We start from the raw sequence: 12,885 nt of genomic DNA, 5'->3' as shown, positions 1-12,885 counted from the left end.
AGCACTACAAGGAAGCTGCTCAAATTATCCTCCCAAGCGGAACCAACTCGAACAGGCTTTCCCGGGATCCGCGAATATGATCAGGCTAACGTCATCGAAACGTTTGCGCAATCGATTTCGTATGGATATCTCTCAAGCCGCACCCCCTCCTTGGAAGGAAGGTACACGTGAAAAGATGTTCCGCGTTCACGGTCGACCAATGTTGGTCATGGCTTCAATGGTCATGACATGAGCTCCAGAAACGAGCAGGCGATCAACTCTTCGCCGAGTGTGGCCGCATCTATTCCCGGTTAGCAACCACCGGCAAGGTTCCTTCGTTTGGACGACGGGATTCAGTCTGCCGTGCGGCGGAGACGAGGCGTCGCTTTGCGCGGATAGAATGCCATTGTTGGTCGATCAGGACGCCGATGAGGATCACGCCACCCATGACGGCGAAGTTCAGCGACGAAGGAATGCCGAGCAGGTTTACAAGGTTTTGCAACTCTTGCAGTAGGACTGTGCCCAGCACGACCCCGACGATCGATCCCTCACCGCCGCGGAGTGAAAAGCCGCCGAGCACGGCGGCGGCGATCGCGTAGAGCTCGTAGAACTGGCCATGGCTCGCCGGCGAGATCGAGCGCGTGTACATGGCGAAATAGATCGCCGAAAGCGCCGTAAGCAGTCCGCAGATGATATAGGCCGTCATAACCAAGCGGTCAGTCCGGATACCTGAATAGCGAGCAGCCTCTTCGTTTTTTCCAACCGCGTAAAGATAACGTCCGAAGACAGAGCGATGAAGCACCAGCCACATGGCCACGGAAATGACGACCATCGCAATGAAGGTGCTCGGAATGCCATAGAACCGCCCGGCGGTCAGAAACTCAAGCTTCGGGAAATTCTGGCCGAAAGCAAATCCCGCCGTTCCGTCGGCCGTATAGAAGCGCGCTGCCCCGCGATAGATCAGGAGGCCGCAAAGGGTGACGACGAAGGGCTGCAAGTTGAGCCGGGTGATGAGCCAACCGTGGACGGCGCCTATGACGGCGCCGAGCAGGAGAATGAGCGGCAGTGCCAGCGTCCAGGGCATATCTTGTACCGCTATGAAATCGACGAACAGTACGCCAAGAAGCGCTACGAGCGAGCCCACCGAAAGCTCGATACCGCCCGTAATGATGACAAAGGCCTGACCCATCGACAGGATGCCGAACAGACCAATCAGGTTGGCGGTGTTCGCGAGGTTGATCGGCAGCAAGAAGCGCGGGTTGATGATGGCGACGACGACGCCGACAACGACGATCAAAAGCAGCAGTCCAAGATCTTTCTTGATCATTCGAGACCCATCTCCGATACCCGTTCATAATGGCTGCGGCCGCTATTTTACGCTTTTGCCGACAGCAAGCAAAAGGACGCTTTCCTGGCTGAATTCGTCCTCTTCGAGAATGCCGGCGATCTGGCCCTCGTGCATGACGGCGATGCGGTCAGAAACGCCGATCACCTCTTCCATGTCGCTGGAGATCATCAGGATCGCGACACCGGCATCAGCAAGCGCTCGCATCAGGCCGTAGATTTCGTTCTTCGCGCCGATATCGATGCCGCGTGTCGGCTCATCGAAGATCATTACCCTCGGGCTCATCGACAACCATTTGGCTAGAACCACCTTTTGCTGGTTGCCGCCGGACAGAGTGCCGGTTCGCGTCGAAACGGAGGGCGCTTTGATCCCGAGACGAACACGCTGCTTTTCAGCGGCCTCGATCTCCCGTTCAGCGGAGACCATGAAGCGGCTAGAAATCCTGGGAAGATCGGCAAGGGTGATGTTCTGGGCGATCGGAAGATCAAGAAGAATGCCATTGCGCTTGCGATCCTCCGGCACCAGAAAAATGCCCCGGGCGACAGCGTCCCGAGCAGAACCGATCGCAATTTGGCGTCCGTCCTGCAGAATGGCTCCGCCGTAACTCCGGTCGATGCCGAAGAGTACCCTTGCAAGCTCGGTGCGGCCAGACCCGACGAGGCCTGCAAGCCCCAGGATTTCTCCGTACCTTATTTCCAGGTCAACGGGGCGGCTGGGATAGGCCTCAGTGCGCACGCCGTTTACCTTCAATGCGACCGGCCCTGGCGAACGCTGCGGCTTTGCCGTCCTGGCCGCGAGCAACCGGCCGATCATCAGCTTGACCATTTGATCATGGCCAATGTCCTTCTTGGCGAGCGTACCTACGAGCGTGCCATCGCGTAATACGACCACCCGATCTGCTACGCGCTCAACCTCGTGGAGACGGTGCGAGATGAAGATCACACTGATTCCATCCGCTTTCAGCGATGTGATGATGTTCAGCAGCCGCTCGGTTTCGGCCAGCGGCAGGCTGGAAGTGGGTTCGTCGAAGATGACAAGCCGAGCCTTGATCGACAGCGCCTTGGCGATTTCCACCATCTGCTGCTCGGCAAGAGAAAGCAACGCAACGGGTGTGTCGGCGGAAAAATGTGCTCCCACGCGCTTCAAGAGCGGGGTCACCATCTCTCGAAGCCGAGCACGATCGACAAACTTGAAAGGTCCCGCTTTCAACGGCTCACGGCCCAGGAAGATATTGGCGGCGACGTCGAGATTGTCAAAAAGGTTGAGTTCTTGATGCACAAAAGCGATGCCGGATGCGATGCTCGTCTCCACAGTAAGGTGGCGAAGCTCTGCGCCATCGAGCAGGATCGTGCCCCGATCCGGAGCGATCACGCCGCCAAGAATATTCATCAGCGTCGATTTGCCGGCCCCATTCTCGCCGACCAAGCCGATGACCTCTCCCGGCACGATGTCGAGCGACAACCCGTCAAGCGCTACGACGCCTGGAAAAGTCTTGCCAACGCCGGAAAGCGAAAGGAACGGCGTTGCAGGCGCGTTCGGTGACGGGATGTCTGAGCTATGATTCATTGCCTGTCCATGACTGCGGGTGCTGCGGCATGAAACGTCTTTCGCGGCGGGGAGTACCCCCGCCGCGAAAGAGAATTACTTTCCAGCCATGGCCTTCAAGTTGGCGGCATATTTATCGACGTCATCCTTGCCGATGATCACTGTCGGAATGATGATCAAGCCGTTGCTGGGAACACCGGACTTGTCGCCCTTGAGGTAGGCAGCCATCAGCTTCATCCCCTGATAAGCCCATTCGAATGGCTGCTGCACGACGGTTGCCGCGACAGTGCCTTCCTTGACGCCGCCGAGCGTGATCGGATCGTCGTCAAAGCCGACGACAGTGATCTGACCAAGCTTTCCGGCGTCGCGCAGCGCCTCATAGATGCGTGGCGTGTTATATGAGTAGAAGCCGACCATGCAGGTCACGTCCGGGCTGGCAACCAGTGCATCCTCGACATTCTTTTTTGCGCGTGTCTGGTCGATATCGTCACCGCGCACATCTGTCAGCTCGATCTTCGTCCCCTTAAGCCCATCCTTCATGCCCTGAATGCGTTCCTTGGCATTATCGGCTCCGAGGAGCCCGACAAAACCGATGCATTTGCCGCCATCCGGCATTGCCTTCTTCGCGATTTCAGCCGCCTGCAGACCGGCGTCGATATTGGACGAGCCAATATAAGCGACGCGGTTGGTCTGCGGCGCGTCGCTGTCGGTCGTGAAGAGGGCTGTTTGTGAGCCGATCTTGTTCAAGCCCTCGGTCTGCGTCTTGGGATCGACTGCGGAAACCATGATCCCCTTGACGCCAGCACTGACGAGGTCTTCCATCAGGCGCTGCTGGATGGCTACCGATGCCTGCTCAGGGTACTTCAGTTCCAGTTGGTAATCCGGCAATTCGGCCTGGGCCTTCTTCACGCCCGCTTCCGCGGCTTTCCAGAAGTCAGACGCGCCGTTGACGACGAAAGCAAGAGTTGGTTTGTCGGCGGCATCGGATACTGCAATCGGCGCCGCGCTCAGTACCAGCCCGGCAAGGAACAAGGCTGCATTCCGTTTCAGCTGTTTCATAATATACCTCCCGAGGGGCCGCAGTCGCATGGGCCCGTTTGCGATTTACGGCCGGCCGAATGCGCGCCCCCTCCTAAGGGCCGCCGCAAAAGCGACGAGTGGCATAGGTTCCGATCGCCCTCTGACGGTATACAAGAATCTTAATTAGTAAATAGTATTATCAATGCACATCAAAACATTTCATCGCGGGATAACTAGAATCAAGTTTTGAAGTGATGATCGCCAAGCAATGCAGGTGATCGCGCGATTGCCAGCACTTTCGGATAAATGCTAATATTAATTACCTAAAACGCAACTCCTTCCAAGATCCGGAGATCATTCCCCCGCATGCGAAAGCCTAAGACCCAAAAGAATCCTGAAATGGATAAGCCCGCCCGCGTGACCATGATGGACATCGCCGCGGCGGCCGGCTGCTCGCAGGCTGCTGTTTCCTTCGTGCTCAACGACACGCCCGGTACCCGCATCTCACAGCAGACTCGCGACCGCGTATTGGAGGCGGCGCGCGCCCTCGGCTACATGGGGACAAGCTATACCATGAAGGCCACTTATTCGGGCCTGGACAACGTGATCGGTTTCGCAGTGGATCAGCTCGCTACCAGCCCGGAAGCGATCGTCGCAATCGAGGGCGCCCGCCAAGCGTCGTGGAACACGGGCAACGTGCTGTTAGTCACCCAAACGCTGGGTGATCCTGTCATGGAGCCAAAAGCGATCAGGGCGCTGACGAACGGGGGCATATCCGCGCTCATATACATGACAATCTATACCAGAGAGGTCCAACTCCCTTCTTATGTCTACGAACTCAAGATCCCGACGGTATTGTTGAACTGCTACACGGCGGATCATGCCTTTCCAGCCGTGGTGCCAAGTGAAATCGCCGGAGGCCAGAGCTCCACCCGGCATCTAATCGCGCACGATCACCATCGCATAGGGACGATCACTGGTGAAATCTGGATGCAGGCTGCACAAGACCGGCTGACGGGATACCGCCGTGCACTGGCGACCGCCGATATACCCTTCGATCCAGAATTAGTCGTTGAAGGCGACTGGTCGGCCGGTGCCGGCTACGCCGCTACGATGCAATTGCTTGCTTTGCAGGACCCCCCCACCGCCATTTTCTGCCAGAACGATCGCACTGCAGTGGGATGCTACGAAGCGCTCAAAGATGCCGGGCTTCGCATTCCCCAGGATATGTCGGTGGTCGGCTACGACGATGAGGAAATTTCAAGACATCTGGTGCCGGCACTGACCACTTCGGTCCTTCCGCACCTCGCCATGGGTCAGTGGGCGATTGAACATCTCAACCTTCAGACCATGCCCGGCAAGCGCTATCCAATTACGAAGCTCGAATGCTCACTGGTCAATCGTCATTCCGTCGCTGCGCCGAGGGCCAAGGCGCGGCATATCTTCGATGGGGCGCATGGGCCGCGATAGACTGGAGGTCGAGCCGGCGGGGCACTGCACCGCTGGAGCATGATCCCCGTTTCGGTCGGCATCATTCTCTGGTTGTTCAATAGAACAGGATTCACCCTTTGATGCGAAGGCCAACCGGTCAATAGTGTTGAGGCCGCGCAAAAGCTTGAGCCCCGGCTGCAGGGAGATTTATTGGAATCTGCCATAACGCGGGTCTTCGCCTCAGGAACCGGGCGCTATCAATTTCAACGAGGGGAAATAGCGGCGATAGCGGCCGACATCTCGCGTCAGGAGCGGCAGCTCCTGCACGGCGGCATGAGCGCCGATGAAGAAATCGGGAAGTACGCCGGTGCGCGTACCGCCTGCTTTGCGATATTGCGTGAAAACCTTCCCGGCAAGAAACAGGGCGGGTTTCGGCATCGGTATCATCTCGAGGGCGGCCTGTTCCACAAAGGCCTCCAGGTCCTCGATCCTCTCGTATCGAACCGCAAGTTCGGCAAAGACTACATCATTAATGAGCAGGGGACCCTCGATACTCGCGGCTTCGAGTTGCGCAATAGACCAGTCGGACCATTCCGGGTCGTCGGTTACGAGGTCCAGGAGCACATTGGTATCAACCAGGGTCACGTTTCGCCGCGCGTTAAAGCCATGATAGCGTCGGTATCCAGGCCCTTGCCGGCATGGCCGCGCAGCTTCTCGAAGCGGCTCGCCGGCCGTTTCTTGTCGGCGCGCGTCAGAACCACACTGCCGTCGGCAGCACGATGAAAATCGACCTGGCTGCCAGGAACGATGCCAAGCATGTCCCGTACAGGCTTCGGAATTGTCACCTGCCCTTTCGCAGTAACGGTGGTGGTCATAGCGAACGCCTTCTGTAATACTCTCCAAGAAGAAGGTATTACTTCGTTCGGCAAAATTCAAGATGGCCGCTAAGCCGCCATCGACCTATAGAGCCACTCGGAGAGCGTCTGGCTCCCCACGCGCGCGCCGACATGAGGCAGCAACACATCACCGCTCAGTTCAACGCCGAAATACGAGGTGGAAGGATCGGTTATCACCTGTCGCGGGTCCTCGTTCGCGGACAGATAGATGCGGGCGATTTCGTCGATGCCGAACTGTTCGGGGCCGCCGATCTCGACGATATTGCCCAAGGGATCTCCGGCTGACAATTCCGCCAGGAATGCCGCGACTTCCCGAGCCCAGACCGGCCTGATGGGGGCCGGAGGCAAACGAACGACGTTGCCTTCGGCACCGATGTCGATCACGCCGTTGATGAATTCGTAGAACTGCGTCGAGCGGAGGATCGTGTAGGGGGCGAGTCGAGGCCCTGATGAGATTTTCTTGAACCGCTTTCGCGCGAAAATAATCGCTTTCGACGAGGCACGGCGTGCCGACGACGGAGAGCGCGAGATAGTGCCGGACGCGGGCTTCCGCCGCCGCCGCGAGCAGGTTCTTCGTCGATGCCTTGAAGAAATCGAGCGCCGAACTGTCGCCAAAGGACGCGGCATTGGTCACATCGATGACGACGTCCGCACCCGTCATCGCCGCATCGAGGCCCTTGCCGATCACCGTATCGACTCCGAGCGACAGAGATGCGGCCGTGACGTCGTGGCCCAAACGCCGCAGCTCCGCCGCCAGTTGCGTTCCGATCAGACCGCTTGCTCCCGCTATCATGATTTTCATCTCGGCATCCTCTGTTGCATCGTCTATATGCCCGCGCGGACGGAGAATGACCGGGACGCCGAACGCCTTCCATCATGCTTGAGGGTCGGATGTCCGAGACGCAGGACATAGCGGAGCCAGCCCAAAGTCTAGGATGCCGGATCGGAAAGATGGAAGGTCAGCCGGCGGTGGAGAAATCCGCCTACATCCCCGCGCAATGCATGGGTTTCCATGAGTTGCGGTTGTGGTGCGCCAGGATTACGGTTCCAGTATGAGCGCGCCGGCCCCGAAATGGAAAACAACTGCTGCAGGACATGCTGACAATTCCCTGGCTTCGCCTGTCCAGCCGGAACGATGGATGGAAAGCGTCTGGTCGCACCGCCCGCCATTCCTGCGTCTGGCGCTTTTCTTCCTCGCCTATGTGCTCGCGTGCGGCTTCGCCCAGTCGCTCGCGGTGGTGCCGGAAACCGGTATTTCCATCTGGCCTCCGGCCGGGCTGTTCATCGCGACCCTGATCCTCGCCTCCCGACCCAGCTGGCCATGGTGGATACTGGCCGGCTGCCTGGGAGAGATGTTCAGTAATGTCCTATGGTTCCATAGTCCGCAAGCTGCGGCCTTCCTGATCTATGTCGGCAACGCTCTCGAAGCGATGGTCGCGGCATGGCTCGTCAACCGGACTTTGAAGCTCCCGGTTCGGCTCGAAACCCTGCAGGAAGTGATTGCATTTGTTATCATCAGCGCCGGAATTGCGCCAACCGTCAGCGCGACCATCGGAAGCGCCACGCTTGCCTGGTTCAGCATCCAGTCGCAATCCTTCCTGACGGCCTGGCCCTTATGGTGGATCGGAGACGCGACCGGTGTCCTGATCGTGGCACCGCTTGCACTGGTTCTGTTCCACAGCTGGCCCGGCAAGACCCAACTCTCGGCAGGGCAATGGGTGGAAGCTGCCGTCCTGGCGCTGATCTTTCTCGGCGTCGCCGCTCTTTCGCTGAGTGGCTATCTCCCCTTCGCCTATATCATCATGCCGCCTCTTCTCTGGGCCGCGGTCCGCTTCGAAATCAAGGGGGCGGCAGTGTCGCTCGCTCTCCTAGCCCTGATCACCGCCGTCTCCACGATGACGGGCGCCAGCCAGTTTGCCGGCGATCCGGCGTCCCAGAAATACAACCAGGTCATGCTGCAGCTTTTCCTGGCGATCTCAGCATTCTCAGCGCTGATCGTCGCCGCCATATCGCGTCAGCATCAGCTGGCGGTGTTTTCGTTGCGTCAGAGCGTGGAAACGCTCAGCGAAAGGGAACGGGAATTATCGCAGCTCGTAGACATGGTGCCGAGCCATGTCTGGCGCCTGAGACCGGACGGCGAGCCGACCTTCTTCAACAAACGCATGATCGACTTCCTCGGCATCGACGTTGCGGATTCAGACCGGCCTGATGTGAGCCGGCTGGAGGCAGTCCTTCAAGCCATCGTTCATCCCAATGATATCGCGGCGTTCAGAGAGTCGCTCAGCCATTGCCTCGTCACCGGCGAAGTCTTCGCCATGCGCTATCGGCTGCGCCGCGCCGACGGCGTCTATCGGTGGATGTCGAGCCGCGCCGTGCCCATGCGCGATCAGGCTGAAAAAATCGTCCAATGGTACGGTCTTTGCCACGATATCGATGATCAGGTCCAGGCCGAAGAGGCCCTGCGCCGGAGCGAGCAGCAGCTGCAGCAGATGATCGATGCCGTTCCCGTCCGCATCTGGAGTGTGGAGCCGGCGGGCGGGTCGATCTACTTCAACAAACGCTACCAGGATCACTTCCGAGCGGTCATCGCCGATTTCGATGCCCTGGCCGAACCGCGCATCGACGAGCTGCTGAACCAGCTGGTGCATCCCCACGAGGCGCCCGCTGTGCGGCGCATGCTACGCAATTGCTTCGAAAGCGACGGCGGCACCGCGATGCGGTTCCGCTGGCTTGAAAAAGACGGCGTCTATCGCTGGGCCGAATGCAGGGTGGAGCCGCGGCGCGACGACGAGGGGAAGGTCGTGCAATGGTACGGCGTGTCCCTCGACATCGATGACGAGGTGCGGGCGCTGGAAGCCTTGCGCGATCGCGAGCGCGAACTCTCGCAGCTCGTGGACATGGTCCCGGTCCAGATCAGGCGCCTGACGCCGGAAGGCGAGCCGGTCTTCTTCAACAAGCGCCTGATCGACTTTTTCGGTGTCGACGTCGGAGATATGGATCGGCCGGGCATGAGCCGCCTTTCCTCAAACGTTCACACTCTCGTCCATCCAGATGATGCGCCCAGGCTGCTTGAGACAGTCCACCATTCCCTCGCCAGCGGCGATCCCTTCTCGATCAAATACCGCATGCGTCGTTTCGACGGTGCCTATCGTTGGGTCGACTGCCGCGCCGAGCCGCTGCGGGGTCAGAACGGTGAGATCGTGCAATGGTACGTGATATCGGTCGACATCGACGACGAGATGCGCGCGCAGGAGGCGCTGCGCAATCGGGAGCGGGAGCTCTCCCAACTGGTGGACATGGTCCCGAGTCTGCTCTGGCGGCTCAATCCGCAAGGCAGTCCAACCTTTTTCAACAAGCGCCTGATCGATTTTCTCGGTCTCGACGTCGCCGAGATGGAGAAACCGGGCATCAGCCGGCTCGCGGCCCTCATCGAAGTCGCCGTCCATCCCGAAGATGCTGAGAAACTCTCCGAGGCGCTCAACCATTCCCTGGTCACCGGCGAACGCTTCTCGCAACAATTTCGCCTCCGGCGCGCTGACGGCGTCTATCGCTGGGTGAAGGGCAGCGCCGAGCCGCTGCGTGACGAAAACGGGCAGATCGTCCAGTGGTACGGTCTGTCGCATGATATCGACGACCAGCTGCGCGTCGAGAAGGCGCTGCGCGAGAGGGAACGGTCGCTCTGGCAGATCGTCGAAACGCTGCCTGTGATGATCGACTGCGCGGCTCCCGACGGAGAGCCGGTCTATCGCAATCCGCAGCTTCGGGATTTTCTCGGATACAGGCTCGAAGACCTTGACGGAACCGGCAAGTCACGGCTGGCCGGCACACTCGATGCCGGCGTTCATCCCGACGACCTGGCCGATGTCAAGGAGAAATATGCCCATTCGCTCGCCACCGGCGAACCCTATGCGCGCCGGCATCGGCTGCGGCGGTTCGATGGCGATTATCGCTGGGTGGAGACGCGGGCCGCGCCGATGCGCGACGGCGAGGGCGCGATCGTGCAGTGGAATGTCATATGCCTCGATATCGACGGTGAGGTTCAGGCGCAGGAAGAGCTGCGCCGGACGCAAGAGGGGCTTGCCCGGGCGGGCCAGGCAGCGAGCCTCGCCGAGCTTTCCGCCTCGATCGCGCACGAGGTGAACCAGCCCCTGGCGGCCGTGGTGGCGAATTCCCACGCCTGTCAGCGCTGGCTGATGGCCGACCCGCCGAATATGGAGCGGGCGCAGAGAACGGTCGAGCGCATCATCCGCGACGCCAATTCGGCGGCTGAGGTCGTCGGCCGCATTCGCGCCTTGTTCAAACAATCCGCCGACAGGAGAGTTCAGACGACTCTTTCCAGCGTCATCGAGGAGGTGCGCAGCCTGATGGCCGACGAAGCCTGGCGGCGGCGCGTCCGCATCGACGTCGATGTTGACGACAGCTTGCCGTCCATCGCGCTCGACCGCATTCAGATCCAGCAGGTTCTGATCAATCTCATCCGCAACGGGATCGAGGCCCTGGACGCCACGACAAGCGACAGGCTGGTCGAGATACGCTCGCACCAGGTCGGCAATGCCGTCCAGACCGAGATCCGCGATCTGGGGCGGGGCATCGAGTTTCCCGAAAAGATGTTCGAGCCTTTTTTCAGCACGAAGGAAAACGGCATGGGGATGGGGCTGGCGATCTGCCGCTCGATCGTCGAGCTGCATGGCGGACGATTGTGGGCGGAGAAGAACCAACCGCACGGAGCGACGTTGATCTTCACATTACCCATCGAAACGAAGGCAGCGTCATGACGACCGATGACCATATCGTCTTCATCGTGGATGACGATGAACGCATCCGGGAGGCTCTCGGCGAGCTGCTGGACTCGCATGGCATACGCGCCATCGCCTTCGAGTCTGCCTGCGACTATGTGCAAGCGAACAAGCCGGATGTTCCCGCCTGCCTCATCCTCGATATCGAACTGCCCGATATCAACGGCCTCGACCTGCAGAGGCAGATCGCCGACGGCGATCATCCGCCGATCGTCTTCATCACCGGACATGGGGACATCCCCTCCTCCGTGCGCGCCATCAAGCGCGGCGCGGTGGATTTTCTCACCAAGCCGTTCAGCGATGAGGACCTCATGGCGGCAATCCAGGCAGCGATCGCCGAGGATCGGGAAAAGAGAGCCGGCCGCGCAGAACTCGGAATGCTGAGGCAACACTATCTCGAACTGACGCCGCGCGAACGCGAGGTGTTGCCGCTCGTCGTCAGCGGCCTCCTCAACAAGCAGGCAGCGGCAGAGCTGGGGATCAGCGAAGTCACTCTGCAGATTCACAGAAGAAACGTGATGCAGAAGATGGCGGCTGCATCGCTCGCCGATCTCGTGCGCATCGCGGAGAAACTGGAAATACCGATAACCCACTCGCGCCGGGTGGGAGGGAATTGAACATGAACAAGACAAGACATGTCGTGGCAATTGTCGATGACGATCCAAGACTCCTCGAATCGATGAGTGACCTTCTGGAATCGGCGGGCTATGTCGCCCGCGGCTTCTCGTCGGCAGGCTCGCTGCTCGTCAATGGGCTGTCGGACCTGGATCTGCTCATCACCGACATCGGAATGCCCGGCATAGACGGCTTCGAGCTTCGTGATCTCGTCAGGAAATCACGTCCGGAGCTGCCGGTTTTCCTGATCACGGGCCGCCACGAGATCGCGGATCAGGGCCGCGCTCAAGGCGCCGGCGGATTCTTCCGCAAGCCATTCGATGCCCAGGCCCTGATCGCGGCCATCGCCCATGCCTTACACAAATCGAGAGATGGAGGGTGACATGAGGGTTGACCAGCCGTTCGTTCGTAGATCGGCGCCTTTTTCAGCGCAGCGTGAATGTGAAGAGGATCAGCCGCTCGTCATGATCGTGGACGACGACGCATCCATTCGCGAGGCGCTGTCGGAGCTGATCCTGTCGGCCGGTTTTCAGCCGATTAGCTTTGCTTCTACCCGCGAACTGCTCGATGCGGATGTTTTGGACAGACCCGGCTGCCTGATCCTCGATGTGCGCATGCCGGGGGCAAGCGGTCTCCACCTGCAGAGCCATCTGGCTGAGAACGGCATTGCCAAGCCGATCATCTTCCTGACCGGCCATGGCGATATCCCGATGACCGTCCAGGCGATGAAAGCCGGCGCCGTGGATTTCCTCACCAAGCCGGCGCGGGATCAGACGCTGCTTGATGCCGTGACCGCCGCTATTTCAATGGACGGCGAACGACGGGCGGAAGCGGCGATCGCCAATCGCAATATCGAACGGCTGGAGACGCTGACGCAGCGCGAGCGCGAGGTTCTGCACGAAGTGGCACGCGGACGCCTCAACAAGCAGATCGCCTTCGATCTCGGCATCAGCGAGGTGACGGTCAAGCTGCATCGCAGCAATGTCATGCACAAGATGGAGGCCGCCTCAATCGGCGAACTGATCCGGGCCTGGGAAACATTGCCGGCGCAGATGCGTCAGGCTGGGGCGCGTTAGCTTTTAATCAAGGAGCCAAGAACGCCGGCTGTCCATTTGATGCACGCCGTATCCGATTCACGCCAAAAAAGACGATGCGGCGCCGGCAATGGGTTCCGACCCCGCACGCTTGCGTTATCTCTAAATTAAAGTTCGGGGATATGACATCGTGCCCGGCTTTGGTTCCCCAAAGGAGATCTCGC

Annotated in this window: 10 protein-coding genes and 1 pseudogene; 5 read left to right on the top strand and 6 right to left on the bottom strand. The window is 59.7% G+C overall.

Features of this window, described 5'->3' with window-relative positions:
• Positions 1-280: 280 nt before the first annotated feature.
• The 3 genes from HJC00_RS25885 to HJC00_RS25875 form a co-directional block, all read right to left on the bottom strand.
• Positions 281-1,306, bottom strand: a complete 1,026-nt coding sequence (locus HJC00_RS25885; protein ID WP_221147415.1) for an ABC transporter permease — start codon at positions 1,304-1,306, stop codon at positions 281-283.
• 42 nt (positions 1,307-1,348) lie between these two features.
• Positions 1,349-2,890, bottom strand: a complete 1,542-nt coding sequence (locus tag HJC00_RS25880; RefSeq protein ID WP_221147414.1) for a sugar ABC transporter ATP-binding protein — start codon at positions 2,888-2,890, stop codon at positions 1,349-1,351.
• A 75-nt stretch (positions 2,891-2,965) separates the two neighbouring features.
• The gene (locus HJC00_RS25875; protein WP_210631892.1) at positions 2,966-3,928 is read right to left on the bottom strand and encodes a sugar-binding protein; all 963 of its coding nucleotides are present in this window, start codon (positions 3,926-3,928) and stop codon (positions 2,966-2,968) included.
• A gap of 327 nt (positions 3,929-4,255) precedes the next feature.
• On the opposite strand from HJC00_RS25875, the gene HJC00_RS25870 reads away from it, so the two are divergent.
• Positions 4,256-5,359, top strand: coding sequence for a LacI family DNA-binding transcriptional regulator (locus tag HJC00_RS25870; RefSeq protein ID WP_221164803.1), 1,104 nt, complete (start codon positions 4,256-4,258; stop codon positions 5,357-5,359).
• A 201-nt stretch (positions 5,360-5,560) separates the two neighbouring features.
• On the opposite strand, the gene HJC00_RS25865 is transcribed toward HJC00_RS25870, so the two are convergent.
• From HJC00_RS25865 to HJC00_RS25855, 3 genes and pseudogenes are all read right to left on the bottom strand, one after another.
• Positions 5,561-5,965, bottom strand: a complete 405-nt coding sequence (locus HJC00_RS25865; RefSeq protein ID WP_210631890.1) for a type II toxin-antitoxin system VapC family toxin — start codon at positions 5,963-5,965, stop codon at positions 5,561-5,563.
• Complete coding sequence (locus HJC00_RS25860; protein ID WP_064693019.1) at positions 5,962-6,195, bottom strand: AbrB/MazE/SpoVT family DNA-binding domain-containing protein; 234 nt, start codon at positions 6,193-6,195, stop codon at positions 5,962-5,964. Before HJC00_RS25860 ends, HJC00_RS25865 begins: the two co-directional genes overlap by 4 nt.
• A gap of 69 nt (positions 6,196-6,264) precedes the next feature.
• Positions 6,265-7,018 (bottom strand): annotated as a pseudogene (locus HJC00_RS25855) (SDR family oxidoreductase).
• A 337-nt stretch (positions 7,019-7,355) separates the two neighbouring features.
• Between HJC00_RS25855 and HJC00_RS25850 the strand changes: the two are divergent.
• Genes HJC00_RS25850 through HJC00_RS25835 form a run of 4 tightly spaced genes read left to right on the top strand, consistent with a single transcriptional unit; the run spans position 7,356 to position 12,703 of the window.
• Positions 7,356-10,991: a PAS domain-containing protein gene (locus tag HJC00_RS25850; protein ID WP_221164802.1), complete on the top strand. Its 3,636-nt coding sequence runs from the start codon at positions 7,356-7,358 to the stop codon at positions 10,989-10,991.
• The gene (locus HJC00_RS25845; protein WP_210631887.1) at positions 10,988-11,629 is read left to right on the top strand and encodes a response regulator transcription factor; all 642 of its coding nucleotides are present in this window, start codon (positions 10,988-10,990) and stop codon (positions 11,627-11,629) included. The genes HJC00_RS25850 and HJC00_RS25845 overlap by 4 nt, the downstream gene beginning before the upstream one ends.
• 2 nt (positions 11,630-11,631) lie before the next feature.
• Positions 11,632-12,009 carry a response regulator gene (locus HJC00_RS25840; protein WP_210631886.1) on the top strand — a complete coding sequence of 126 codons (378 nt, stop codon included), beginning with the start codon at positions 11,632-11,634 and terminating at the stop codon, positions 12,007-12,009.
• Between the two features lies 1 nt (position 12,010).
• Positions 12,011-12,703 carry a response regulator transcription factor gene (locus tag HJC00_RS25835; protein WP_210631885.1) on the top strand — a complete coding sequence of 231 codons (693 nt, stop codon included), beginning with the start codon at positions 12,011-12,013 and terminating at the stop codon, positions 12,701-12,703.
• Positions 12,704-12,885 lie beyond the last annotated feature (182 nt).

The sequence above is a fragment of the Rhizobium sp. NLR22b genome (assembly GCF_019685295.1).
Classification (GTDB): Bacteria; Pseudomonadota; Alphaproteobacteria; order Rhizobiales; family Rhizobiaceae; genus Rhizobium.
Note: the sequence above shows the minus strand (reverse complement) of the source record. Positions and strands in the feature narration are given on the sequence as shown.